At 58.1% G+C, this 26,514-nt stretch carries 20 protein-coding genes and 1 pseudogene; 10 read left to right on the top strand and 11 right to left on the bottom strand.

Annotated elements, in window-relative coordinates:
- The first annotated feature begins 69 nt into the window (after positions 1-69).
- The 4 genes from F4X57_12615 (at position 70) to F4X57_12600 (ending at position 4,157) form a co-directional block, all read left to right on the top strand.
- Positions 70-795, top strand: coding sequence for a hypothetical protein (locus F4X57_12615; protein MYC07992.1), 726 nt, complete (start codon positions 70-72; stop codon positions 793-795).
- Between the two features lie 91 nt (positions 796-886).
- The gene (locus tag F4X57_12610; protein MYC07991.1) at positions 887-1,723 is read left to right on the top strand and encodes an MBL fold metallo-hydrolase; all 837 of its coding nucleotides are present in this window, start codon (positions 887-889) and stop codon (positions 1,721-1,723) included.
- A gap of 305 nt (positions 1,724-2,028) precedes the next feature.
- Positions 2,029-2,961: an NAD(P)-dependent oxidoreductase gene (locus F4X57_12605; protein ID MYC07990.1), complete on the top strand. Its 933-nt coding sequence runs from the start codon at positions 2,029-2,031 to the stop codon at positions 2,959-2,961.
- The gene (locus F4X57_12600) at positions 2,958-4,157 is read left to right on the top strand and encodes a PLP-dependent aminotransferase family protein (protein MYC07989.1); all 1,200 of its coding nucleotides are present in this window, start codon (positions 2,958-2,960) and stop codon (positions 4,155-4,157) included. Before F4X57_12605 ends, F4X57_12600 begins: the two co-directional genes overlap by 4 nt.
- Before the next feature lie 75 nt (positions 4,158-4,232).
- On the opposite strand, the gene F4X57_12595 is transcribed toward F4X57_12600, so the two are convergent.
- Positions 4,233-5,120, bottom strand: a complete 888-nt coding sequence (locus tag F4X57_12595) for a DUF3800 domain-containing protein (GenBank protein MYC07988.1) — start codon at positions 5,118-5,120, stop codon at positions 4,233-4,235.
- Between the two features lie 179 nt (positions 5,121-5,299).
- Here F4X57_12595 and alaS point away from each other — a divergent pair, with 179 nt between their 5' ends.
- The 3 genes from alaS (at position 5,300) to F4X57_12580 (ending at position 10,869) form a co-directional block, all read left to right on the top strand.
- Positions 5,300-8,134: an alanine--tRNA ligase gene (gene alaS / locus F4X57_12590; protein ID MYC07987.1), complete on the top strand. Its 2,835-nt coding sequence runs from the start codon at positions 5,300-5,302 to the stop codon at positions 8,132-8,134.
- A 66-nt stretch (positions 8,135-8,200) separates the two neighbouring features.
- Entirely contained in the window at positions 8,201-8,626 is a 426-nt protein-coding gene (gene ruvX / locus F4X57_12585; protein MYC07986.1) for a Holliday junction resolvase RuvX, read from the top strand.
- Between the two features lie 176 nt (positions 8,627-8,802).
- Positions 8,803-10,869 carry an ABC transporter ATP-binding protein gene (locus F4X57_12580; GenBank protein ID MYC07985.1) on the top strand — a complete coding sequence of 689 codons (2,067 nt, stop codon included), beginning with the start codon at positions 8,803-8,805 and terminating at the stop codon, positions 10,867-10,869.
- A 15-nt stretch (positions 10,870-10,884) separates the two neighbouring features.
- Here F4X57_12580 and F4X57_12575 read toward each other — a convergent pair whose 3' ends face one another.
- Complete coding sequence (locus tag F4X57_12575) at positions 10,885-11,775, bottom strand: cysteine synthase family protein (protein MYC07984.1); 891 nt, start codon at positions 11,773-11,775, stop codon at positions 10,885-10,887.
- A gap of 390 nt (positions 11,776-12,165) precedes the next feature.
- On the opposite strand from F4X57_12575, the gene ligA reads away from it, so the two are divergent.
- On the top strand, positions 12,166-14,712 hold the full coding sequence (ligA, locus tag F4X57_12570; protein ID MYC07983.1) for an NAD-dependent DNA ligase LigA: 2,547 nt from the start codon (positions 12,166-12,168) through the stop codon (positions 14,710-14,712).
- A gap of 71 nt (positions 14,713-14,783) precedes the next feature.
- Here ligA and F4X57_12565 read toward each other — a convergent pair whose 3' ends face one another.
- From F4X57_12565 to F4X57_12540, 6 genes are all read right to left on the bottom strand, one after another.
- On the bottom strand, positions 14,784-15,359 hold the full coding sequence (locus F4X57_12565) for a Uma2 family endonuclease (protein MYC07982.1): 576 nt from the start codon (positions 15,357-15,359) through the stop codon (positions 14,784-14,786).
- Positions 15,360-15,425: 66 nt separating this feature from the next.
- Complete coding sequence (locus F4X57_12560; protein MYC07981.1) at positions 15,426-16,538, bottom strand: sulfite oxidase; 1,113 nt, start codon at positions 16,536-16,538, stop codon at positions 15,426-15,428.
- 42 nt (positions 16,539-16,580) lie between these two features.
- Positions 16,581-18,200 (bottom strand): site-specific DNA-methyltransferase, encoded by a 1,620-nt coding sequence (locus tag F4X57_12555; GenBank protein ID MYC07980.1) that lies wholly within the window; start codon positions 18,198-18,200, stop codon positions 16,581-16,583.
- Positions 18,197-19,126, bottom strand: coding sequence for an IS1595 family transposase (locus F4X57_12550; protein MYC07979.1), 930 nt, complete (start codon positions 19,124-19,126; stop codon positions 18,197-18,199). Before F4X57_12550 ends, F4X57_12555 begins: the two co-directional genes overlap by 4 nt.
- 124 nt (positions 19,127-19,250) lie before the next feature.
- Entirely contained in the window at positions 19,251-20,090 is an 840-nt protein-coding gene (locus F4X57_12545; GenBank protein MYC07978.1) for a sulfurtransferase, read from the bottom strand.
- Between the two features lie 528 nt (positions 20,091-20,618).
- Entirely contained in the window at positions 20,619-21,755 is a 1,137-nt protein-coding gene (locus F4X57_12540; GenBank protein MYC07977.1) for an aryl sulfotransferase, read from the bottom strand.
- Positions 21,756-21,905: 150 nt separating this feature from the next.
- On the opposite strand from F4X57_12540, the pseudogene F4X57_12535 reads away from it, so the two are divergent.
- Positions 21,906-22,178, top strand: a pseudogene (locus F4X57_12535) (BrnT family toxin).
- Positions 22,162-22,374, top strand: a complete 213-nt coding sequence (locus F4X57_12530) for a hypothetical protein (GenBank protein MYC07976.1) — start codon at positions 22,162-22,164, stop codon at positions 22,372-22,374. The pseudogene F4X57_12535 and the gene F4X57_12530 overlap by 17 nt, the downstream one beginning before the upstream one ends.
- 7 nt (positions 22,375-22,381) lie before the next feature.
- Here the strand turns inward: F4X57_12530 and F4X57_12525 are convergent, their stop codons facing one another.
- The 3 genes from F4X57_12525 to F4X57_12515 form a co-directional block, all read right to left on the bottom strand.
- On the bottom strand, positions 22,382-23,887 hold the full coding sequence (locus F4X57_12525; GenBank protein ID MYC07975.1) for an MFS transporter: 1,506 nt from the start codon (positions 23,885-23,887) through the stop codon (positions 22,382-22,384).
- 185 nt (positions 23,888-24,072) lie between these two features.
- A complete protein-coding gene (locus tag F4X57_12520; GenBank protein ID MYC07974.1) occupies positions 24,073-24,846 on the bottom strand; it encodes an LppX_LprAFG lipoprotein in 774 nt (257 codons plus the stop codon).
- A 183-nt stretch (positions 24,847-25,029) separates the two neighbouring features.
- Positions 25,030-26,064, bottom strand: a complete 1,035-nt coding sequence (locus F4X57_12515; protein MYC07973.1) for an anti-sigma factor — start codon at positions 26,062-26,064, stop codon at positions 25,030-25,032.
- Between the last annotated feature and the right edge of the window lie 450 nt (positions 26,065-26,514).

The raw sequence follows: 26,514 nt of genomic DNA, 5'->3' as shown, positions 1-26,514 counted from the left end.
TCCTGTCCATCCATGCCAATTCTGATATGATATGCCAAATCAAAAATCAGAAGGACGGAGGATAGATACATGCCCAACAGCGAAGACATGAAGCAGCGAATACGCGACGGTGAGATTCTCATCGGTGTCTCGGTGCCTCTCAATGCGACCAAGAGTCTGATGGAGGACATCCTCAGTAAGGACGACTATGCCTTCATACACACTGACAGCCAGCACGGTCCGTTCAACGAGGAGACGCTCGTGCAGTTCTGCGGATACGCCGCCGAACTCGACATCCCCGCGCAGTTCCGCATCAAGCACACGCGACACGCCTATCTCATCGGCAATCTACTAGACCTGGGTCCCGCAGGCATCGAAGTGCCGCAGGTCGAGGAACTGTCAGTAGCGCAGGAGTCTGTGGACTACTTCTACTATCCGCAGTTCGGTAAGCGAAGCTGGGGCGGCGCGGCGCGCTGGAAGGTGCAGGGCCGCGAGGACAGGCTGGAGTACGCCGAATGGTGGAACAACCACGGCTGGCTGTGCCTGCAGATGGAATCCATTCTGGCGACCAGCAACGCGCGCCTGCTTGCGATGGAAGGTGTGGACTGCCTGACATGGGGACCCAACGACCTGCTCGGCGACATCGAGAAGCATCCGAAGCACCCATTCCAGACCGTTGACGACTGCGTGAAGCATGTGTTGACGCAGCTCGAGGGCAGCACGACGCGTGTGTCGTTCCGCAGCTACGACCCCGCGCTGCGCAGCAAGTATATCGACATGGGCGTGACCATTCTGATGGAAAATCCCAAGCCGTAACAAGAACTAACATCGATGGACAGGATGATCAGGATTTTCCTGCATCATCCTGTCCATCCTGTATATCGATGCGAAATTTTTGGAGGGACTGATGGCAGACAAAATCCGCATTGGCAACGTCGAAATAGTCTTCGCGTTGGACATGATTCCGCCTGCTCGTCCGCCGGACGCCTTCTTCGAAGGCATCGCCGCCGCCGACTGGGAGCCGTATCAGGACATACTTGCAGACGGGCAGATTCAGCTCTACTACGGGCATTTCTTCGTGCGCTCTATGGGCAAGACCGTGATGGTTGACACCGGCATGGGACCAGGCCCCCATCCTGACAGAGGTAATGTCAGGGGCGACCTGCTGAACGCCATCCGTGCGCAAGGTGCCAACCCTGAGGACATCGACATCGTGGCGCATACGCACCTGCACGCCGACCATGTGGGCTGGAACATTGACCACAGCGGCGATACGCCCAAGCCCTACTTCCCAAATGCGCGCTACCTCGTGCCGCGCCTCGACTGGGAACATTTCACGCAGCCGGAACCTCTCGCATATTCGCCGCAGGTGCGCGACAGTGTGATTCCCCTCGAAGACTTGGGCTTGATGGACCTCATCGACGAAGGTCATCAGATTACCGACGAGATGACCACTTTGGACACGCCCGGGCACACGCCCGGGCATCAGGTCATACTCATCAGCTCGCAGGGAGAGCGGGCGATGATAGTCGGCGACGCGATACACAGCAGAGTGCAGATACAAGAGCCGGACTGGTGCGCCGGCGTGGACACGAGCAAGCCGGACAGCCGCAGCAGCCGGCACTCCCTGCTGCAGCGCGCCGAAGACGAAAGCTACATCATAGCCGCGGGCCACTTCCACCCAAACGACCACATCGGCAAAATCATCCGCTCCAAAGGCCGCCGTCTCTGGCAAGCACTGTAAGTGAATCAAATACAAGCCAAGATAAGGCATCTCGAAATGATTCAGAGCGCCGTTAACGCGGCATCTGGTAACTCTTTGGGGGATATAAAGGGCTTTGCGATGTTGCTTCTTGCGCGTACTCTGGGCGCTATCTTTGGACTAATTGGCGGCGGCGTAATCTTTTGGATGATATACAACCCCAAAGCCGTGGCTATAACGGCTGCTTCGATATTTTCCGTAGCGCTGTTGTATCTGACGCTACTCGTACTGCAACGCGGCGTCGGAGTACAATAGCCCATTGACTCGATACTGAAACGAACAGGAAGATGCAAAAAATGTCAACAATGGTCACCGGCGGCAACGGACTTATTGGCAGGCGCATCGTGCGCGAGTTGGCGGAGCGCGGCGAGGATGTCGTTAGCTTCGACCTCGCGCCGGCTACGACTCCACTTGACGGCGTGACATACTACCGCGGCGACATAACGCAGCTGCCGCAGATTCTCGAAGCCTGCAACTCGCACGCCGTCAGCCGCATCATCCACATGGCGGCTTTGCTGCCGCCCGATACCGAAGACCGCCCGCACTTCGGCATGCAGGTGAACATCATCGGCACGAACAACATCTTCGAGGCGGCGCGTTGGTGCGGCATCGAGCGCGTGGTCTATGCCAGCTCCATCGCGGTCTATGGTGTGCAAGACACCTTTGGCGAGCGACCCGTCAACGAAGACGACCTGCCTGCGCCTGCAAACGTGTACGGCATGACCAAAGCTGCCAACGATTTCGCTGCCGCGCGTTACCGCGACCTGTACGGGCTGGACCTGCGCGGTATCCGCATCTGCACAGTGTTCGGGCATGGCAGAGTTACAGGTATGACCGGCATGATAGGCGGCCTGATGGTCTCGCTGCCCGCAGTCGGCGCGCCCATCGACCTGCCCTTCCACCGCGACGAACTATCGCCGATGATACACGCCGAAGACGCGGCGCAGATTTTCGTCCGCACCGCACTTGCCGAACGGCTCAACCATCCCGTCTATATCAGCGGCGGCCACCTGTGCAGCGTCGGCGACATGGCGGACATCGTGCGCGGCATTGTCCCGGATGCGCGAATCACCACCGGCGAGCGCCGAGTGCCGCATATCTACCTCGTGGACAACAGCCGCATGCTCGCCGACATCGGCTACGAAATCGCGCCGCTAGACGCCCGCATCCGAGAGCACATCAACGACGCCCGCCGCGAAGCCGGCTTCGCGCCCGTATGATGTCCATGTCTTCTACGCCTCATAACAAACCCGCGCTGCCGTCGCTGCTAATCTCCATCCCAGAAGGCATCATCGACCTTGGATGGGGGCATCCGTCGCCGCGATTGCATCCTATCGAAGCCCTGCGCCGTGCCGCTGAAATCGCGCTCGCGGACGGCTCGCCGGTACCACTGCAATACGGTGCGCCGCAAGGCTATGGACCGCTCATCCACTCGCTCACGGAGTTCCTGTCTGCGCAGAGTTCGTATCCCGATGGAGTATCGCCGAACGAGCTGTTTCTCACGGCGGGCGCGTCGCAGGCGATAGACCACGCCACCACGCTGTTCACGCAGGTCGGCGACACCGTGTTCGTCGAAGAGCCGACCTATTACCTGATTCAGAGCATCTTCGAGGATCACGGGCTGAATGTCGTGGGCGTGCCGACGGACGGCGACGGACTGCGTCCGGACGCGCTCGAATCGATGCTGCAATCTCCGGATGTGCCGCGTCCCAAGATGCTGTACATCATCCCAACATACCAGAATCCGAGCGGCAGCGTACTGCCAGCCGACCGCCGTGAACGCCTTGTCGAACTGGCGCAGCGGTACGGCTTCGTCGTCATCGCGGACGAAGTGTATCACCTGCTGCACTACGGCGAGCCCCCACCGCCGCCAATCGCGTCCCTCGACGATTCTGCGGACGGCTGCGTCATATCGCTCGGTTCGTTCTCTAAGATACTCGGTCCGGGCTTGCGCACCGGCTGGATGCACGCGCGCCCGGCGATAATTCAGCGATTCGCCAATGCGGGCTTGACCATCAGCGGCGGCGGGCTGAACCACTTCACGTCCACGCTAGTCCACGCGGTCGTAGAGCAGGGCATGCTGTCCGACAACATCGCCCTATTGCGGCGCACATACGGCGAGCGCGTATCCGCGATGAGCGCGGCGCTGCGAGAGCAGCTGGGTGATGTCGTTGAGTTCACCGCGCCCGGCGGCGGCTACTTCTTCTGGCTAACCTTCAACGATGGTACGAACGCGGACGCCTTGCTGCCCATAGCGCAAGAATGCGGCGTAAACTACCGGCCGGGCACCGCATTCTCCGCATCCGGCGCCTTCCCCAACGCCATCCGCCTAGCCTTCGCCCTCTACGAACCGGACACCCTGACAGAAGGCATAAGGCGCATCGCAGAAGCGCATAAGGCGCTGAGGGACATTTGACAAACTATGCTATAATTTCCGTAGTGGATAGCGGATTCCCGTTATCGGCGCTCATCTTTCAGAAGGTGAGCGCTTTTAATTCCCTCGGATTGCCCCGCATTGAACCCGATGCACTTCGATTTTGTCCCGAATGTCCGAATCTGGGAATATCTTCACGCCGAACTTGCCACGCATGCCGTCGTCTCGGCAGTATATTTTCTTCTCAAAGACTTCCCACCTATACGGTTTGATACCACATTCGCCGCGTACCCACTCATATAAGTCTCTTGAAAACATGTCCGACAGTTCCATTGGATGGGAATTGGATTTTGGAGCGAATCGCATCCCTGTTTCAAGCCAGTTGCGGAAAGCCGACGACGGCACCCACTGAGTTCCATCTAATAATAGGCGAGCATACTCCAACTGATGCTCGGCGTCTTCCTTAGGACCTTGGCTTTCAAAATATGCGTGTTTTCTCACACCTACGCCAAAGGCAACAAAAGGCGTCGCTTCAATCAGATTATTGAGAGCATCATCAAAAGCATTTTGCTTAGACTTGTCGCCATTGAAGTAATACAGAGCGTCATGGTTTCGCATATAAGGCTCGTGGAATGTAAAATCCGACCGCCCAAAGAAATCGTTCTTCAGTTCGTCCGCCGCATTTCTGTACGAATCGGCATCGTCGGGCGTCATGGAAATTGCGCCTAATGAGAAAAATGTTGGCGTAGCCAATGGTTCCGGCTTGGACTTGCCGTTCTCATCGACATACAAGGAATTTGTGGTGCGATCTTCCAACAGAGGCTGTGAAGATTGACCCTTATATCTTTTCCTAGACTCAAGTCTGCCATAAGTCTTTACCAACTGCGAATTCTCATGTCCCGCAAGGTCTCTCACCAACTTCTTGTAATCGTCGGTGTTGTAGTCCGCGCGCTCAAGAAGAGATTCAAGCAAGCGTGCCACCTTGCCAGCCTCAGCTAAGAGCAAAGCCCTGCGTCTTGCTAATCTTCTCCCATCAGGATCGCCTTTCGGTTTCATGCTGCACATAGGGCAATGTCAACGTAATCGGTTCAATTGATCTAATCAATCTTGCAAAACAACAGTATCATAAGAGTGATGATGAATACACACTACATTTATCTGATTCATTGATTTTATTCTTTGTAATGAATAGGGACATTAGAATCCCCGTTGACATCCATCTCATCCATACTACCCATCGCCCAAGCATGCTAAAATTATCGGACTATTCGGTTTTCTCCGTCCCGTATGCAGGTAGCATAGCATCTAGCCAGACTGTATACAGGCAGCGGGCGGACAGCCATCCTTTCATTCGGGGTACACCTATGCCAGATTCCATGAGCGGCGACGAAATACGAGAAAAGTTCCTCAGCTACTTCGAGGCGAACGGGCACAGCAGACAGGCGAGTTCGTCGCTGATTCCGGTCGGCGACCCTACGCTGCTGCTCACCACCGCGGGTATGGTGCAGTTCAAGCCCTACTTCACCGGCGAGGCGGTGCCCCCCAGCAAGCGCGCCACCACTTCGCAGAAGTGCTTCCGCACGCCCGACATCGAAGAAGTCGGCGACGCCACGCATAACACTCTGTTCGAGATGCTCGGCAACTTCAGCTTCGGAGACTACTTCAAAACGAACGCCGTCGATTTCGCGGTCGAGCTGATGACCGAAGGTTACGGCATACCGCTCAACAAATTCGCCGCCGCCATCCACGAGACCGACGAAGAAACGCGCGGGCTGTGGGAAGCCAAAGGCATCCCCTCCGACCGCATCTATAGCTACGGCGACGACGAAAACTGGTGGGGACCCGCCGGCGACGAGGGACCCTGCGGACCGTGCAGCGAACTGCACTTCGACTTCGGCGCACAGCGCGGCTGCCGACAATCCGACTGCAAACCCAATTGCACGAACGTCATGTCCAACGGCGTAGTCTGCGACAGATATGTCGAGCTGTGGAACCTCGTGTTTATGCAGTACTACCACCACCTCGACGGCACGCGCACCAACCTGCCCGCGCCCAGCGTGGACACCGGCATGGGCTTCGAGCGCCTCGTGCGCATCCTGCAAAATGTGGACACCGCCTACGAAACCGACCTGTTTACTCCCATTATCGGTGCGGTAGAGCGCGTCAGCGGCAGGCGCTACGACAACCTTGACGACACATACGCCATCCGCGTCGTCGCCGAACACGGACGCAGCGTAACCTTCCTCATTGCCGACGGCGTTGTGCCGGGCAACGAAGGCCGCGGATATGTGCTGCGCCGCGTCATCCGCCGCGCCATCCGATATGCCCGCAGGCTCGGCATCGAAGGCAACTTCCTTGGCGACATTGCAGACGCCACCATCGAAAAAATGGGGCATGTCTATCCCGAACTGGTCAACAACCGCGAGTTCATCCTGACAGTGCTGCGACTCGAAGAAGAGCGCTTCCAGCAGGCGTTCCAGAACGGCTACAACATGCTGACCGATGCGCTCGAAGATGTGGAAACGCTCGACGGCGCGATGATGTTCCGCCTATGGGATACCTACGGCTTCCCTGTTGAAATGACACGCGAAATCGCTTCCGAGCAGGGCGTTGAAGTCGATTCGGAAGGCTTCGAGCGTGAGATGGAAGCGCAGCGGGAGCGCGGCAGAGCGTCCGCTCAGTTCGGCGATTCCCGCGCGAAAATCCGCGTGTACGAAAGTCTGGGCGTCGGCGCAACGCAGTTCCTCGGCTATGAGCAAATCAGCGCGTCATCGCCCATCGTCGGGCTTATTGCGGACGACGAAGTAGTCAGCGAGGCGACCGTAGGGCAGGATGTCGAGGTTCTACTGGTGCAGACGCCATTCTACGCGGAAGGCGGCGGGCAAGTGGGCGACGCCGGCACACTCACCGCGCCGGACGGCAGAATCGCAGTGCATGATACGCAGGCAGTGATGCCCGATGTCATTATGCACTTCGGCAAGGTAGCCGATGGCGTTGTGCGCTTGGGCGACACAGTGCAAGCCGATGTCGATCCCGTGCGCCGCGAAGACATTACGCGCAACCACACTGCGACGCACATGCTGCATGCCGCGTTGCGTGATGTCCTGGGCGCGCATGTACGGCAGGCAGGTTCCCTGGTCGCCCCGGACAGACTGCGCTTCGACTTCTCGCACGTGCAGCCGGTCACGGACGACGAACTTTGGCAGGTGCAGCATCTGGTCAACGAGCAGATTCGGCAAAACGCGGGCATCCATCGCGACGAAGACACATACTCGGCGGCGATACAGCGCGGCGCTTTGGCGTTCTTCGGCGACCGCTACGGTGAGCGTGTGCGCCTGATAGAAATCGCCAACGGCGACACATTCAGCTTCGAGGTCTGCGGCGGCACGCATGTGCAGCACACCGGCGAGGTCGGATGCGTCTATATTCTCGGCGAATCCAGCATCGGCGCCGGAATGCGCCGCCTCGAAGCAGTAAGCGGCAGGGCGGCTGAACGGCTGGTCTGGGAGCGATTCAACCGCGAGAACAATCTCGCAGTATCGCTGAATACTACCCCGCCCGAACTCGGCGGCGCCGTGCAGCGTATCCAAGACGAAAACGACGAACTTCGACGGCAGCTCCAAACGTTAGAACGACAAAACACGCTCCAAGCGGCGGCGATTCTGCTCGACACGAAGCAGGACATCAACGGCGTTTCGTTGCTCGCGGCGCGGACGGAAGTATCCAGCTCAGACGGCATGCGCGAGATAAGCGACTGGCTGCGCGACAAGATGGGCAGTGGTATCGTCGTGCTGGGCGCGGTGGTAAACGACCGCCCGACAATCAGCGTAGGCATCACGCGAGATTTGGTTGATGACGGCGCGGACGCCCGCGAGTATGCGCGTGAGCTCGGCAGGATTATCGGCGGCGGCGGCGGCGGACGCCCCGACATGGCACAGGCAGGTGGCCGCAACGCGGACAAGCTCGCCGCCGCGATTGACGGCGCAACCGACCTAGTGCGCCAGAAGACAGGAAACTAACATGGATGGACGGGATAAACATGATGGAAATATCCTGTCCATCCCCTTTATCCAAGTGAGTTGCTCATGAGAGTAATGGCGCTGGATGTAGGCGATAAGCGCATAGGCGTGGCGCTCAGCGACCCGCTGGGAATGCTCGCATCACCGCTCACGACCATCGAACGGCGCACGCCGGACATCGCCGCCGCGATTGACGCCATACTGGCGCTCGCGGACGAGCATGCCGCCGAAGAGATTCTGGTCGGCATACCGTACCTGATGTCCGGCCGCATCGGAGCGCAGACGCGCATCACGCTAGACTTCGCAGACGAACTAGCAGCGCGCGCCAAAATCCTCATAACGCGCATCGACGAGCGCCTATCGTCCGTGCAAGCAGAAAGAATGCTGGCGCAAGCGGGTATCACCGCCGCCGACCGCGCGCGCGACCGAGGCACCACGGACGCCGCCGCCGCCGCAATAATGCTCCAAGCCCACTTAGACGCCAAGCCCTAGCCTATCCTGCCTATCCTGCATGTTCTGTCCATCGATGTTAATCTCTCGCGCTATGCTTGCGGGCAAGTCAGGCTGACACGGTAATTGATACCTCCCGCAGATTTTCCGCTATACTGGAGCATCGGGGACGCGTTATCGTTGAGCCATAGCTGGGAGCCGTAGGCTGGGGTGTGCTTATGCAAGATAGCAAGGTGAACACCATCGGAGACACCGCTAAGCGTGGGCTGGGGCGGCGTATTCTGGGCGCGTTCAAGCCGTACTGGTTCAAAGTGTCGGTCGTGGGCGCGCTGATTCTTATCACCGCCGGGCTGGGCGTGGTCAACCCTATCCTCATCCGCGTCGTGTTCGACTCGGCGCTGTTCCCGCCGTCCGGCATGCCGGATCTCAATCTGCTGTGGATAATCGTGGGCGTTATGGCGGGCATTACCGTGGTGACCGGCGCGCTCGGCATCGTGCAGACCTACCTCACGAACGAAGTTGGGCAGCGCGTGATGCGCGACCTGCGCGATAGACTCTACGAACACCTGCAAACACTCTCCATCTCATTCTTCACGGACACGCGCACCGGCGAGATTCAGTCGCGGGTGGCGAACGATGTCGGCGGCGTGCAGAATGTCGTGTCCGGCACCGTGTCCAACGTGCTGTCCAACATCGTCATATTCATCAGCACGCTCGTGGCGATGTTCGTGCTGTCGTGGGAACTCACGGTCGTTTCCATGTGCTCCGTGCCAATCTTCGCGCTCATATCCAAGTTCGTGGGCGCAAGGCGGCGCGTGGCGGCGGCGCAAACGCAGCAAGCGTCCGCAGAAGTAACCGCCATTACGCAGGAAACGCTGTCCATATCCGGCATGATGCTGTCCAAGCTGTTCGGCAGGCAAGAGCGCGAAATCGAGCGCTTCCACCACGAAAACGAACATCTCGCCGTCCTGACGCTGCGGCAGCAGATGACTGGACGATCGTTCTTCGCGCTTGTGCAGATATTCTTCTCGCTTACGCCGGTGCTGATATACCTCATCGCGGGTTATCTGTTGAGCGGCGACGCGGCGCAAGGGCTGTCCGCAGGCACGATAGTCGCGTTCACCACGCTGCAATCGCGGCTGTTCTGGCCAATAGGCAGTCTGCTGCAAGTGTCGGTCGAACTTCAGGGATCCATGGCGCTGTTCGAGCGCATATTCGGCTACTTGGACATAGAGCCGGAAATCGTGGACGCCGATGACGCCGTAACGCTCGCCCCCGAGGATGTCGCGGGCAAGATTACGCTCGAGAATGTGCGGCTGATGTACGGACTGTCGGCGGAAGAGCGCATCGCGGGCACATCAGCAGGTGTATCGGCAGGATTATCGGCGAACGGCGATGTGGTTGGCGATGGCAGTTCTGTAAATGGTCATTCGCGGAACGGCGCGGGTGTAGATGGCAAATCGAACGGCGCATCTGCGATCGGCATATCCGGCGGCGGTGCATCGGTGAGCGGCGCGCGACGATACGCGCTGGACGGCGTGAATATGCAGATCGAGGCGGGACAGCTTGCGGCGCTCGTGGGACCGAGCGGCTCCGGCAAGACGACCATTTCATACCTGATACCGCGTCTGTACGATGTTACCGAAGGCGCGGTGAAGATAGACGACATCGATGTGCGCGACATACGGCTGGAATCGCTTGCTCGGCTGATAGGCTATGTGTCGCAGGAGAGCTACTTATTCCACGCGACACTGCGCGAAAACCTGCTGTACGGCGCGCCGGACGCGAGCGAAGAGCAGATGATAGCCGCGGCAAAAGCGGCGTTCATCCACGACCGCATACTGGAGTTCCCGGACGGCTACGACACCGTCGTGGGCGAACGTGGATACCGGCTGTCCGGTGGCGAACGGCAGCGGCTGTCCATTGCGCGGGTTATACTGCACGACCCGCGCATATTGATACTGGACGAGGCAACATCGGCGCTGGACACTGCGAGCGAGCGGTATGTACAGGCGGCTCTAGAACCGTTGATGAAGGGGCGCACCACAATCGCGATAGCGCACAGGCTGTCCACGATACTGTCGGCAGATGTGATATTCTCGGTGGAAGACGGCCGCATCGTGGAACAAGGCACGCACGACGAACTGCTAGAAAACGACGGTCTCTACGCGAACCTGTACTACGAACAATACGACGGCGGCCGCGTAGAAAGCTGCTGTGAAGACGGCATAGTGCTGGTCAACGGCAGGATCTTATCGCACTACGACCCAGTGCCGTCGGCGTGATGTCATTTTAGTCTCTTACCCCCACATACCCGTGCTGAAGTAGCGTTCGCCTATGTCGTTGAAGACGGTTACGATGCGGCCGGCGCGTTCTCGCTGCGCTATTTCGTGCGCGCCTTGCACATACGCGCCGGACGATTGCCCTGCGAACAAGCCGACAGCCGACAGCCGCCGTGACATCGCGTACGACGCGTCCACATCTATGACCAGCATCTCGTCCACGACTGACGAATCGAAGGTGTCCGGGATGATGTGCCCCGCGCTAAGCGGCTTCAGCCCTTCGACGCCGGGCCATTCCGGCGGATCGATGCTGATGACCTTGATGTCCGGATTATGCTCCTTGAGCCGACGCCCGACGCCCGAAATCGTGCCGCCCGTGCCCACACCGCCGACAAAATGCGTAACATCCGGCATCTGTCGCAGGATCTCCTCCGCCGTCGTGTCGTAGTGCGCTTGCGGGTTATTCTGGTTGCTGTACTGGTCGCTGTAATAGTACGACTCCGGCGACTGCTCGTAGCGCCGCTTCACCTCGTACAGCGCCTCGTCGTACCCGAGCATCGGATCGGTGTAGATAATCTCCGCACCGTGCGCAATGAGCCGCTTCTTGCGCTCTTCGCTCGCGTTCTCCGGCATCACCAGCGTAACGCCGTAGCCCAGCACCGCGCCAATCATCGCGTAGGCGATGCCCGCGTTGCCCGAAGTAGCGTCGATGATGGACTTGTCCTTCGTCAGCTCGCCCGCGAGAATCGCCTCGACCAGCATACGCAGCACGGGTCTGTCCTTGATAGAACCGCCCGGATTCAGGTGCTCGTACTTCACATAAATCTCCGCGTCGCCGATGTCGAAATCGGCATCGACCTTGACCAACGGCGTATTTCCAATCGCCAGCAGCGGAGGATACTGTGCGATGAAATCCTTATACTCATTCGACTCGGGCAAAATGTCATACCTCAAATCAGATTCTCCGTAAAGTATATCTACCCTGCTAATGCGCGTCCACTTTTCTGTGCGGAATCCTAATCCACAACCACACAACCCCAACAGCGCTTGAACGCCACGCCGCCTTTCGTGTTAGCATCGGAGTAGTATCTGTTCAAAGAGTAGTTAATAGATGGAGTAAGTCCCTTCCCCTTGGGGGAAGAGTAGGGCGGGGACAATAAGCTAGCGTCCGCATTTCAAAGTATCAAGGCAAGTCATAGCCATAGATAGTCTATTCGCCAAAATTACGCTAATTTAGAGCCAACCCCACATTCCATTATCATTATATTCCGTATATTCCGTCCATTCTGGTGAAAACTCATGACGATCACCGAAATGCCCACTCTATTTTCCAATAGCGCGTCCGATAGTGCAGACGATGGCAACACAATTGCCAACGCCGCATCTTCCCACACCATCGCCCATCGCATCGAGGCGCTGCGTGCTGCGCTGAACCACCACAACTACCGCTACTATGTGCTCGACAGTCCGGAAGTCAGCGATGCGGAGTATGATGCGCTGATGCGCGAACTCCGCGCTATCGAAGCCGACAATCCGGATCTGATAACCGCCGATTCGCCCACGCAGCGGGTTGGCGCACCGCCGGCGGATGGGTTCGAGCAGGTGGAGCATCCGCGCCAAATGCACAGCCTCGGCAACGCGTTTGACGACGAAGAGTTTATGGCGTGGCACAAGCGCGTCTCCGACCTGCTCGAAGGCGAGCCGTTCGCTATGGTCTGCGAGCTGAAGTACGACGGGCTTGCGGTCGCGCTGACATACGAAGACGGCGTGTTCGTGCGCGGCGCGACTCGCGGCAACGGCACTGTCGGCGAGGATGTAACCGGCAATCTGCGCACCATCAAATCCATCCCGCTGCGTCTGCTGCCCCGCGATGACGGCGTACCCATCCCACGGCGTCTCGAAGTACGCGGCGAAGTGTATTTCCCCAAGTCGTTGTTCGCCAAGTTCAACGAAGAGCGCGCCGCCAAGGGCGAACAAACATACGCCAACCCGCGCAACACGGCGGCAGGCTCGCTGCGCCAACTCGATCCGCGCAATACGGCAGCGCGTCCGCTCGACATCTATATCTACTCGCTTGGATATGCAGAAGGCGGCGATGTGCCTGCCACGCATTGGGAAATGCTGCAGTATCTCAAAGGACTGGGTTTCAAGGTCAGCGACGACAGTCGCCGCGCCCACTCGCCCCAAGAGGCGATCGCGTTCTACCGGCATTGGGTGGACCGTGTGGAAAAAGACATTGATGTCGCCGCGGACGGCGTGGTAGTGAAGGTGGACGACCTCGCGTATCAACGGCACCTGGGTGTGGTAGGCAGAGAGCCGCGCTGGGCGGTCGCGTACAAGTTCCCCGCCGTGCAAGAGATTACGCGCCTGCTGGACATCCGAGTGAATGTGGGCAGGACGGGCAGCATGAACCCGTACGCCGTCTTGCAGCCCGTCAACATCGCCGGCGCGACCGTCCGGCAGGCGACGCTCCACAACGAAGACTACATCCGCGCCAAAGACCTGATGATAGGCGATTGGGTTGTGGTGGAACGGGCGGGTGAGGTTATCCCGCAGGTCGTCAGCGTCATAACAAAAGAGCGCAAGCGAACCGACAGGCTGTTCAGTAGGCTCATACGCAAACCTGCCTATCTCTATGACCAGACAGGAAGGCTCCGGCGTAAGCGTCGCGCCAGATTTCCTATCAGACGACGTTATGAAGGCAGGCGCACTTTTCGCATGCCTTCGTCTTGCCCAAGTTGCGGCGAACCCGTAGTCAGGCCGGAAGACGACGCCATGTCCTACTGCGTCAACGCTTCCTGCCCTGCGCAGCTCGTGCGCTTGCTGGAACACTTCGTCAGCCGCTCTGCGATGGATATCGAGGGCATGGGCATCAAGTGGGGCGAATACCTGATTCGGCAAGGGCTGATTCGAGATGTCGCAGACCTGTACTATCTGAACCGCGAGCATCTGGCGCGGCTGAACCTGCTGGATGTCATCGAAGCCGCCAAGGACAAGCCGTTTGCGGATGCGTTGGCAAGCAGCCGCATCCCGACGGTGGGCAAGAAGTCGGCAGGCATCATCGCTGAACGCTTTGCAGATATGAGCGCGCTGTCCACGGCAAGCGAACCGGAAATAGGCGAAATCAAGGGCGTGAGCGCGCGTACCGCGAAGGCAATGTTCACACATTTCTCCGACTTGCGCTTCAGTCAGAACTTTACCGAACTAGGTTCATACTTCTTGGGCAACGGGTTGATAGGCGTGCAATCGGACTTGTTCTATGTGAACAGGAAACACCTGCTGCAGCCCGAAACGCTGCGGCAGAAGAGCGTGTCGAACTTGCTCGGCGCAATCGATGAGAGCAAGGAGCGTCCGCTCGCGCGCGTTCTGGTCGCGCTGGGGATACGGCATGTCGGCGGCGAGGTTGCGGAACTGCTGGCGCGCTCGTTCACCACCATCGACAATCTTATGGCGGCGGACGAAGAGGCGCTGATCGCCATTGACAGCATAGGACCGCGCATCGCCGATAGCGTGGTGTCATACTTCCGCAATGAGGCAAATCGCAGTGTCGTGGAGAAGCTGCGAACCGCCGGCGTGCGACTCGAGGACGAAGCGCGCACTGTGCCGACCGAGCAGCCGTTCGCGGGCATGCGCTTCGTGGTAACCGGCAGGCTGGAACAATACAGCCGCTCGCAAGTGCAAGACCTGATAAAGCAATACGGCGGCGCGGTCAGCGGCAGTGTCAGCAAGAACACCGATTACCTTGTGGCGGGCGAAGGCGGCGGCTCCAAACTAGCCGACGCCGAACGCCTAGAAGTCGCCATCCTAACCGAAGAAGACCTGTTAGTGATGCTATCCGACGGTTAACTGACATCGATGGACAGGGTGGGCAGGATGATGGATAGGACAGGATAGGATAGGTAGGATTTAGTCTTCTCCTAAACCTGGCTCATCAGGATGTCGCTAACATTGAGCGTGGCGTTGGGCAGCAGAGTTGGTGTTATTGTCTGCCCGCGCAGGAAACGGCGCACATTGCGGTATCTGCCGGTGTCGGTGTCCGGGTCGCTGTAGGAATCTACGAGGTCGTGCTGTAGGTTGACTTGCCACACTTCGGGAACGCCCGCCTGCGCGTACTTTGGAATCTTCACATTCCTGTCATACGCGATCGTGCTGTCGGAGACTTCAATGACCAGCAAAATATCCGGCGGAGTGGGGCGCGAGGTTGTGTAGTTGTCGTGGCGCGGACGCAGAACCGCCAAGTCCGGCTCGAACTCCGTGAGTGAATCAACCTGTAAAGGCCCCTGCACTCGAACACGCACACCTTCAGGCGCAGTTCTGACAAAAGTGTGAGTAAGCTCATCCACGCAGCCCGCATGATAGTCTCCGATAGGCGCCATCTCGATAAACTCCCCATCCACAAGCTCCACGCGGTCATACTTGGTTAATATCCCGGCGTCCACCATCTTGATGAACTCTTTTACGCTGAAGCGCCGCTTGGTCAAAAGCGTGGTCATTGCGCCCTCCTGTTTTCGATTGTGCCGATTCACAAGTGTCTGGCATGCGGTGAATGGGTAATAGATTTAGCGAACGATGACCTCTACGCGCTGTACTAGGTTGTTGCCCATGCCTTGCAGCGTCCAAGGCTGTGCGATTGGCTGCACATTGCCCTGTTCGTCGGTGGCGCGCACGGATAGATAGTGCCTTCCGGGCTTCGCGTCCCAGTCGAACGACCAGTTGCGCCACGCGAATTGCCCGACCTGCTCGCCAAGTGTTGCCTGCTGCCAACTCATGCCGTCATCCACGCTGACTTCAACCTGCGTAACTTCAAGCCTGCCTGCCCACGCCTTGCCAGACAGCGCGACCGAGCCTGCGTCCATCAGGCGCGTGCGTGTCATGAAGTCGGGTATGCCCGGCGGAATCATCAGCGCGCGCACTCGCATCGTGCTCACCGGCTCGCCTGGGTCGTCGGGCGAAGTTTTGTAGCGGTATGTCTGGTCCATCTGGTATCCGGTGAACGGCTCCGCGACAGCCTCGATGTTGTTAAGCCACTTGACGCTGGTCATACCGTACCAGCCCGGCACAATCAGCCGCAGCGGGTAGCCGTGCTGTGGTTCGAGCGGCGCGCCGTTCATCTCGTAGGCGAGCATCACCTCGTCGCGCATCGCCTCCTTGACGGTCAGGCTGCGCTGGTAGAGTTGCGCCTCGCCGCCCTGCACGCCCTCGTCGCTGCCCGTGAACACTAGCTCCACCGCGCTCGAATCCACGCCCGCGTCTTCGAGTATGCCGCGCAACGGTGTGCCTGCCCACTCCGCCGTGCCGATGGCTTCAAGCAGCCATGGCTGGCTGACGGGACGGGGATTCAGCCGCGCTCTGCCGTTGCCCGCGCACTCCATCGTAACAGGCATCGTAACGCGCGGTCGTTGCCGAATGTCCGCCATGCTCAGGCTGGTAGCGTTCGATACCAACCCGCTTATGTCCAGTTGCCACGAATCTGCGTCCGCAGCCGGGATGTCGAAATGTATCAGCAGGTAGTGCATGCCTGTGGGCGTGATGTCGTAGCGCAGTCCTTCAAGAGGCATCCCTCGATTGCGAAACGCGAGCGCGAGTTCCTCTTCGTGGTATGTATTGGAGTGGCTAAGTCCGCTGCCATCGCCTACCGCGCGAAATAGGTGTCGTAGGTCTTCCTGTGTCATAATCTCTCCGCCCATTAAAAAACGCAATGTTAAATTATGGGCTTAAACTCCCACAGCGGGGATACCCGGCATTCTCGGTTCGAGCGTATGCCTGCCCGCCACTGTCGGCGTAGCGAATCGCTTACCCTCGAATATCTCTTCCACCGTCAGTATCTGCATGCGCGGATACTCTATCCCCAGTATATCCAGCGTTCCGGCGTCTGCTGAGAATCGCTCAAAGTTCCGTGCCTTGATTTTGCCCAGAGGCTCCATGATAATCAAGCCCGCCATTAGCCCATCGTCATAATCCAGGACACCTTTCAATGCGCGTAGGTCTCGAATGCTGACATTCTTACCGCCCTTGACCTCTATCACCATGCTTTGCAAGTCCTGAGCGTGGGGAACGGCAAAGTACAGCCGCCCATCGACTCCACCATCCGCCGCGCGGCGAGTTGTCACGAAGCCCTCCACCTGTTCCACCGCCCATTTCTGGAAATGATAGGGGTCTTTCTGCCAAAGGTCTTTCGCGCCCTCGACATTGCGCGGCACGCCTTCGATTTCAAAGTCCTGACCCTCCACCAGTCCCAGCCGCTCATTCAGCCTGATACGCGCAACGCGCTTGACCGCGTGAATCGCTATGTCTATACCTATCCACCTTCTGTCGAGGCTGTGCGCTGCCTCCAGCGTAGTAGCGCAGCCACAGAATGGGTCAAGTACAACATCGCCGGGGTTGCTGGACGCGGAAATGATGCGCTCCAATAAGGCGAGGGGTTTCTGGGTAGCATAACCCATCCTCTCCCCAGATGTGTTCCCAATGCGTGGAATATCCGTCCAAAGATTTTGTACTGGTGGACCTGGCATTTCATCAAGATACCTCTTATGCCCATCCAATCGGGGCGTACCGTCGCGCTTCAGTAAAATCCGTCCCTCCCCCCAAAGTTGCTCGAGGGCCTCAACTGAATGCCCCCATCCCCTCGTGCGGGGAGTAGTCCCTCGCCATTCAAACATACGGCTCGAACCAGGAGCCGTTAAGTCGTCACCCCGATAGAGGCGTCCATTTTCGTCTGCTCTATATCTCGACAACTGCGCTTCGGAATACTCTTGCCCATAAATTGGATTCCATATGGCATGTTCTGTGCGATGATAATAGAGAATGGTATCTGTGACATTCCCATACCCTTTTGCGTTGTTGTGAGCCGAAGTACGCCGCCAAATAATTTCATTACGAAAGTTCGCATGCCCGAATACGGCGTCCATGAGAGCCTTGATGTAATGGCTTGCCGTTGGGTCGCAATGAAGGTAGATACTCCCTGTCGGCTTCAAGAGCCTGTGCATCACCAGTAGGCGTTGCGCCATATAGGACAGGTAGGCAAGCAGACGCGGTTGTGTGTCGCGCAAGGCGCGCATCCAGAGCTTCCAGAACTCGGCTATCGCATCGTCAATCCCTGCGTCGCGCATCAAGACAGGCATGGCTCGGATAGCGCGATCGCGCTCGGCGTCCAGCTCCCACATATCGCAGAACGCCTCTATCTGGTCAGGGAGCTGTCGCCCTGTTTCATCCTTGTAGATTGCGTTGTACTGACGATTTGAGTTGAACGGCGGGTCTAGGTATATCAGATCAACGCTTGCTGAGGGCATTTCCATCATGATGGTGAGGCAATCGCCGTAATAGAGTTTGTTCATGCCAGCACCGCCGACCGAAGGAACGAGCCGAAGGCGTCAGTGGACTTGCGGATGTTGTACTTGTAGCAAGCCTCAATGACATAGGCGGGAGCGAACTTGCGGGAATAGTGGTGATGCTGTCCATACCATGCCCGCTTGAGATTTGACCAGAAGCCTTCGATGGTGTTCGTATGAACAATCCCATCGGCGTAGCGCACTGAATGGTCAATAGTGGCGTGGCGCATGCGCTTGTGCATCGCATTGTAGCCGCCATATTCGTCTGTGATTAGCAGTGCTTCAGGCTCGACATTCCGACTCAAGAAGTCGGTGAGAGCCGACATGTTGACACTAATGGACGGCTTGGCTACTACACGACCGCCGCGCTCAACCGCGCCAATTATGGGGAGTTTGCGAGTTCCACGACCGCGCTTTGCGGGGGGGGGATTGTTCTTGTCGCGGTGATTGTGCTTGCGAGGCTTCCCGCCGATATACGCCTCGTCTGCTTCCACAATGCCGCTCAACATCTCGGCATCGCTGTCATTCATTGCCTTGCGTATCTGGTGAGCCATGCGCCACGCCGTGGGCACCGTTAGGTCGAGGTCTCGCGCCAACTGGTGCGCTGAGAGGCTTTTCTTGGCGTTCAGTATCAACGATATACCGAGAAACCATTTCTGCAACGGCTGTCTCGTCTGCTGGAATATCGTGCCGGATAGGACATTGAAACTGGACTTGCACTCATGGCAATTCCAGCGTCCTATCCGCTCCCCATCAGCCTTGCGCGCCACATTCTCGGATTGGCATAGCGGGCAGGATGGGTTATCATTCCAGCGTACCTTTTCGAGGTGCTCAATGCAGGCTTCTTGAGTGGGAAAGCGGTGAAAGACTTGCACGAGGTTCATATCTATCTCCCTGTTCTTAGTATGGGAGAATTGTATATCAGCCCTCATGAAAAGTCAAGCCCATAACTTAACATTGGGTTAAAAAAAGGGACGTCCCGGCGCTTAACAGGGACGCCCCACTATATCCCAAGTCTGACAGACTGATCGACTGACGAACTGAACGACCTATCGCCTATCGCTCGATTGGCGCGCGCACGATACTGCCGTACTCGGTCCAAGAACCGTCGTAGTTGGACACATTGTCCAGCCCCAGCAGCTGCGTCAGCACGAACCAAGTGTGCGAAGATCGCTCGCCGATGCGGCAGTAGGCGATGGTGGGCTTGGAGTTGTCCACGCTGCCGCCGTAGATGTCAATGAGCTCGTCCGCAGACTTGAAGCTGCCGTCCGGAGCGACCGCCGTTGCCCAAGGCACATTTGCCGCGCCGGGGATATGCCCGCCGCGCTGTGAGCCTTCCTGTGGCAGTGCCGCCGGCGCGAGCAACTCGCCGCTGAACTCTTCCGGCGCGCGCACATCGACGAAGTAGGCGCTGCCGCTGCTTGCGGCATTCAGCACATCCTCGCGGAATGCTCGGATGTCGTTGTCCGCCTCTGCCGCCATGTATCTGACCGACTCGGGGGAGGGAACATCGGTCGTGAGTGGGCGACCTTCCGATTCCCACTTGACGCGGCCGCCGTTCATCAGCTTGACATTTTCGTGCCCATACAGCCGCATCTGCCAGAACGCCCACGCCGCGAACCAGTTGTTGTTGTCGCCGTAGAGGACGACCGTCGTGGCGTTGCTGATGCCGGAGCCGCCGAGCAACTCCTCCATGTCCGACTTAGAAATAATATCGCGGCTGAGCGTGTCCTGCAGCTGCTCCGTCCAATCCCAGCCAATTGCGCCTTCGATATGCCCTTGGTCGTAAGCGCTTGTGTCCACATCGACCTCAACGAGCCGAACGCCATCATCGCCGCCGTGCTCAGCGACCCATTCCGTGCTAACTAGTGATTCAGGATGCGCGTATTCCGCCATGAAAAGCCTCCTAATGTGTTGCTTGTCATATGTATGTAATTCTCTGAAGGTGAATGTCTTGTGCTGCGTGCGCTACTTGGACACCTTGCCCTAACCTAACCTTCCAGCACAGGGATAAGGTACAACCGACACCGTCCACTCTCATTGACGCATAGGGGCAAGGCAGTGGTGAATAGCCCGCTACCGTAAAGTTTATCACCATGTCCAATTGCTAGTCCAATTCAGGCAGATCGGAAAGACTATTTCACAAATGCAATTTACTCCTGTCATTTGCAATTCATCCTTGTCATTTCGAGCGAAGCGAGAAATCTAGAGTCGGAAACAGATTTGCATGTGACGACTTCAGATTCCTCACTGCGTTCGGAATGACAACATTAAGGATTTGTGAAATCGTCTCGATTGGATAACCGTCCCACAACATGGCATAAGGTTAGGAATGGGGCAAACCCTTGCACAACACCTATCCCGAACATGCAAAGCCATCTCTGGACAGCATTCACTGACAGACTGAAAGACTGACCGACTGAATTACCCCGAGCCCCGCGCCATCAACCTATTCGTATTCACATATCGCCCCGGATCCAGATCTCGCCCGATGAGCGCCGGATGGTCCGCGCTGTAGCGGTGGCAGCGGAATGCGGCGTTCGAGTTTTCCATACCGTCGCCGCCCGTCATTCTGCCGTAAACGAAGTGTGGGTTGATGTACTCCCAGACGATTTCGCCGCGCTGCGTAACCTCGAAGAAACGCCCCGGCGCACCTTCGCAGATAAGCGTGTTGCCGTTAGGTAGTCGATCCGCGCCGCTAATGTTGTAGCTGTAGAACGATATTGCCGGCGCGCCCCGATATTCCCAGTGGATTTCATTCGTCGCCGGGTCCACTTCTATTACGCGCGAGTAGTTCACGCCCGGCCTCTGCGCTCCGTTGTCGAAGAGCAGCACGCGCCCACCGTCCACCCAAGTCGGATGATGCTGGTGGTATATTTCGCCCGGGCCCCACTTCCACTTGTACTCGCCGCTTGCCCTATCTACGATGCCCACCGTGCTGGTCAGGCGAAAGCTCACCAGCATATCGCCGTCGGGCGTGAGGTTCACACAGTTGGCATGCGTCCACTCGCGGCGCGGGCTAAGCGGGCTTATTATATCTTCGTTAACATCCAAGTATTCCCAAGAGTGCCACTCTGATACGGTCTCGCCGTCGGGCGTAACCTCGCGCACGACATCGCCCAGCATGCCCGGCGCGAAATCGACATCGAAACCGCCCTTCACCTGCGCTTCGAGTTCTTTAGGGAGTGCCTCCCACAGCAGCAGCAGCGTGTTGCCGTTCGGCATGCGCTCGAAGTCGTGGTGCAGCATCGGGTCGCGGTACGCCCAGACGATGTTGCTGTCCCAGTCCAATTCCACGATTGCCGCCGCCGACCCGCCCAAAGTCTCCACGCCGCCGGCGTCTCTCGGACGGGCGACGCGGCATAGCAGATTGCCGTTGTCCAGCAGGTACGCATAGGCTATGCCCTCGTCCAATTGCCAGCGGTGGACGAGATTGCCCGCCATATCGATGAGGTATGTGTTCTTGCCTCCGTGCGTGGTGGAAAACAGCGTGTAGCCCGTATAGCAAGCCGCCGGCGTATAGTGAATCAGCCCGACCGGATGATGAATAGACCAACCCATAAATCCCCCTTCGCAATTGCGCGTTAAGCCAAGTCGAATTACGGCGGATTATAGCAGGTCATGTGAGTTCGCAATTATGCCCAGCCCTAGTAGGTCGGATTCATGATATGATGCGCTGATAGATTACCGTTCCACCTTGAGGTATCACCATTGTTTTGGGACTAGGATGATGACAAAGCACGCGTAAACATTCGCAAGCACAAAATCCCCTTTGAACTCGCAATTCGTGTGTTCCAAGACCCGCTACACAGCACGACTGAAGACGACAATGAAACTGAGGAACGATGGAAGACCATTGGACGGGTGCGGCACCATATACTGATTGTCATACACACCGCTCCCTCAGACGAAGTTCCCGGTCGAATCATCAGTGCAAGGAAAGCGACTAGGTATGAGAGAAGACTGTATGAAGAAGAAATATAACACTGATGAAATGTCCGAGGTCGAGTTAGAGGCTATGCGACAAATCGACGCTATGTCCGACGAGGATATCGATACCAGCGATATTCCTGAGCAGACTGCTTGGACCGGCAGTGTGCGCGGAAAGTTCTACGACCCCCAAGCCCGAAGCGTAACTCGGAAACCGCGCGAAAATCTCACGAGTCAGTCTCGAAGGTAGAGCGGCATTATTGGCAGTAACGGCGTTTTGCCTTGCCAATGCCTTTCATCTTGCCCGTTCTCCCCCGCCACCCCATAAACGCCGCCGGCGCCAGCGCGACAACACACAGCGCAGCCGCCACTACGAAGAAATCGCTGAACAGCGTCAAGCCTGCGTCCGTGAGCTGCTGCTGTATTTCGCCGATTCGCGCTTGCGCTTGTTGCGCCGTCTCGCCGGGTAGCGCGAAAGGCGCGCCGACGCCCTTCACCAGGTCGTCGAATCTGCCCGTTCCCCACGCCGTCAGCGCGGCGACTCCGAGCGTCATCCCAACTACGCGCATCGTGGTTATCAGCGCCGCCGCCGCGCCGCGCACATCGTCGGAGACGGAGTTCGTTGCCGCCAACGCGATGGGCGCGATGAGTAGCCCAAAGCCGAATCCCGCAGTTGCCAGATGCACGGTCAGCCATGGGTCCGCGATGTCCAAGTCCCATCCGCTCATCAACCAGAAGCCCAGCGCCGCAAGCATCAGTCCCAGTGCGGTTGGCAGGCGGTAGTCGTATCGCTGGCACGCGATGCCGCCCAGCACCGCGCCAGCCGGTATCGCCGCCGTCATTCTCAGCAGCATCAGCCCGCCGCCCAACGGCGATTCGCCCAGCAGCGTGTTTGCCATCAACGGCAAGGTTACCATGCCGATTATCAGTGCGCCGCCGACGAACAGGTGCGCCGCGTTCGCCGCGACGAACGCGCGCACGCGGAACATCGCTCGCGGCAACAGCGGGTCCGTCGCCGTACTCTGCCTCAGCACGAACAGTCCTAGCGAGACCGCAGCCAGCGCAAACCACAACACCATCAGCGCGTCGAGTTCGTCGATTCGCGCCAATGCGAGTGTTAGCGCGGCAAGGCTCGTCGTTACGAGTGCGCCGCCGATGTAGTCAAACCTTGCCGGATGTCGCGGGCTTTTCGGCAGCAGGATTAGCGTGCCTGCAATGATGACGGCGCAGAGCGGGATATTCAGCCAGAATACCCACTGCCACGCGAAAAACTTGGTGATGGCGCCGCCCCAGAGCGGTCCAATGACGCCGCCTGCCTCGGCTGACGCGCCGACCAGTCCAAGTGGCGCGCCGCGCTTGTCCGGCGGGAACAGGTCGCCGACGATTGCGATTGCGATTGGCACGAGCGCGCCCGCTCCCAGCGCCTGAAACACGCGCAGTCCGATGAGCCAGTTGATGTCGGTCGCCAGCGCAACGCCCGCCGACCCAATCACGAACAGCAGCAGCGATGCCACGAACGTGCTACGATGCCCCCAGATGTCCGACAGCCTGCCGATGAACGGCATCGCCGCTACATATCCGAGCAGGTATCCGGTGATAATCCAAGAAGTGTGGTCCAGCTCGACAACCGTCAGGTTGAGGTCGAGCATCATCTGTGGCAGGACAGTGACAACGACCGTCTGGTCGTCCGCCGCCACAAACACCCCGGCGCCCACCACCGCCAGCGCGAGATAAGCCCTACCGCGCGACAAATCCGTGTTCAATGCGCCATCCTAACCAACATGACAGTCCTGTGCTAACTATCCCAAGTGATTACGTGCCTATTGTACATACTGCCACTGGGTCGAGTTACGAAATGTCCCTTCACCCTCAGTAGTAAGGTTAGGATGGCGCAATTTGCTTGTCTGCGAGAAGCTAATCTCTATGTTCATGGCGCGTGATTGCACTATCAACCCACCGGCGCTTCTATGCCCGTCGGCTCGTTGAAGTTAGACAGCGTGATGGCGCGCTTGATGCCGGCGGGTTCGGTCGGCGTGATGATGCCTTGCAGTTCGGCGCGCGTGAGGTGCAGATGCGCCTTGTCGATTGTCAGCGTTACATCGACGCTGCTTTGGGGTTTTGTTTCGCCGAACAGCGGCGCGAGCGCCGATGCGGGCAGTGCGCCGCCGATGCGGAATACGCCGTCGTCGTGCGATATGAGCGTAGGGTTTCGCACTTGCGACAGTATCTCCGCGATGCCCTGCGACGGCGCGAAAAACTTCAGCGGACTGAGCGCGGCCGCCGCCGCGTGCCACTCGCCGGTCAGCGGATTGGTCATATACACATCCTCTCCGATGGCGATGAGTCTGCCCTTGACGGCGAAGTTGCCCGCCGCGCCAGTGAAATCGAGGGCGAGATTGTCCGGCACAGCGACTTCCCCGCTCGCCTCCGTGAGCGACATCCCCTGATTCAACGGAGTGCTGCCGCCTTCATGTTCGATGTGAAATCGATACGATTTTAGCGCTGCCATCGTGCGACCGCAGTCGTCTAGTATCGCCTGCGGATTTATTGGCGTGGGCGTCGCAGGCGCAGACGCGCTGCCGCATGCCTGCGAGAACAATGCTGTCGCCAGCAGCAGCGGCATAATGCTTAGAACGAGGGTGGGCTTTGGCCTCTTGATGTTGTGCATTTTCATAGACTTAGGGTGTATGCTGTCGCCGTTGATACCGTCCTTAATCGGCACACGCTACCATCGGCAATTTGGCATTGCGAATCATACACACCACCTTTGACGGCACAAAGCGAACGCGCGAGAGACTCCATCCACTTATGCGGATGGAGTCTCTCTTGTTGACACCTATTGTGTCTTGCGTACCGCCTCTGGGCGGATGCCCGGATAACGGTGGGGCGATTAGCCTGCCTTAGGTTATGCCCTTGCACCGAGCCTGCGCTCCCTGTAGAGCAGGGCACCGCCGGTGGCTAGGAGCATCAGCGCTGCGAAGAGCATCAGATGCATCGTGGTCGGCACATAGTTGTCGCCAACTGAGGGGGCTGCTGCGGGGGTAGGCGGCGGCAGTGTGAATGTCGCCATGCGCTGCGCGCTCATGTATGCGTCGCTTGCGCCGCCCATGTCGGAGGCTTCAATCCCGTCCGCCGCTGCCATCAGCTTGCCGTTAACTATGTTTAGCAGGACCTTGGCGGTATCAAGGTCATCCTCTGCCATAACCGCAGCGGCATCTTCCTTGGCTGACGCAGCCCAACTCTGTATATTTTCCCCGGACATCGTTACACACTCGCAAGCATCTTTGACAACGGCATCAACTGCGGCTTGATACACAATCGAACCGAGTTCCGTGGTCTTCGCTGCCAGCGCGATGACGCCGTCATCGGCGTCGATTATGTCCACCGCTTCTTGGGTAGAGGCGTGAAGAGCATCCAGGTCGTCGGCGGCCTGCGCGTCGCTAATCTTGCTCATCGCCGCGCCAACCTGCGTCTGTAGCATATATGCCACCGCCTGCTCGCCTACGACAAGTTCGCGAACGGGGCCAAGCAAATTGCTTGGAAGCGTATTGGCGAATGCCATAGTTGCAGATGGGCCGGGGTCGTCATCCGGCACCGTCTCAACCGTAATCGCCACGGTATCGTACATGGCGAGTATGTTTCCGCCATCCGGATCAGTCCAAGAATGGCTGATGCTGCCGTCAGGCAGTACGGTCATAACGCCGGTGCTGACCTTGTCATCGGAGTCGCTGTTGACCAGCCAGCCTTCGTACGCCATTCCGGATTCGAGCCTTGTGACTCCGGACATAGAGAATGTGACCTTATCGCTCATTGCGCCAGCGTCCGATACAACGGCAGTGCCAGAGCCGCTGTATGGATGCGCGTCTGCGTGCGCGACCGCGATGGGCGTAGTCATCAAGAGTATGAGACCGAGTGTAATCAGAAGCTTAGACATAGACATGCTAAGAGTCTTTCCTCCTTGCTTTTGAGTTTCATTGCTCAAGTATGAACAATACCACAACCCGCTTGAACATAACAGACCTTAGCGGGCACAGTTTTCTATATATTTACTAAAATTGTTCAATACATCGTTGAAGGATGCTTGGGAACAGCCGTCCTTTTCTCGATGATTCAGATTTCGCGGCGATTCAGCCTTGGCGAGTCAGCCCAATGCGGAATAGACCGCGCCGCAACAATCATACCACAACGAAAACTGCATGGTGAACAACTAGCGGTTTGACCGCAGGTATTATACCCCAAAGGCTACTGTTAGGCTATACTTTTGCGCACAATAGCGCAATCGGCGCGCGGATGCTCCGGTCTGCGCAGTTTTCCGTAGTTCCAAGCCACGCAGCACAATGGCAAACTGACGCACAATTTGGGAAGGGGAAAGGCTAACTACGGCGAAGGC

It is taken from the genome of Chloroflexota bacterium, from assembly GCA_009840355.1.
GTDB lineage: Bacteria > Chloroflexota > Dehalococcoidia > Lucifugimonadales > JADFKI01 > Bin90.
Note: the sequence above shows the minus strand (reverse complement) of the source record. Positions and strands in the feature narration are given on the sequence as shown.